The 438-nt window shown below is 62.6% G+C and carries 1 pseudogene; it reads left to right on the top strand.

The annotated features are described in order from the left end of the window. Positions 1 to 438, top strand: a pseudogene (locus tag HH308_RS29385) (hypothetical protein); the annotation flags it as partial.

Here is a 438-nt window from a genome sequence, read left to right as displayed (position 1 = left end):
ACCGTCCGCCCCGCCAACCGCGACATCCCCCGCAACCCCGACGGCACCCTCAACCCCCAAACCCTCATCGCCCAATGGCCACCACAAGCACCTGAACCCACCGACTACTGGCTCTCAACCATGCCCCCCGACACCCCCACCACCGAACTCATCCGCACCGCCAAAATGCGTTGGCGCATCGAACACGACTACCGCGAACTCAAAACCGGACTCGGAATCGACCACTTCGAAGGACGCTCCTACCCCGGCTGGTACCACCACACCACCCTCGTCCTCGCCGCCCACCTATTCCTCACCACCCTGCGACTCACCGCCCCAAAAGCATCAGGGCAGGCCTGACCCTCTACAGCATCCTGCGCACAATCCAACGCGCACTTGCCATCTGGATCGGAACCTGCCCCCTATGCCACCACACCTTCCCCACCTAACAAAGTACTA

Source organism: Gordonia asplenii (assembly GCF_012933505.1).
Lineage (GTDB): Bacteria > Actinomycetota > Actinomycetes > Mycobacteriales > Mycobacteriaceae > Gordonia > Gordonia asplenii.
Note: the sequence above shows the minus strand (reverse complement) of the source record. Positions and strands in the feature narration are given on the sequence as shown.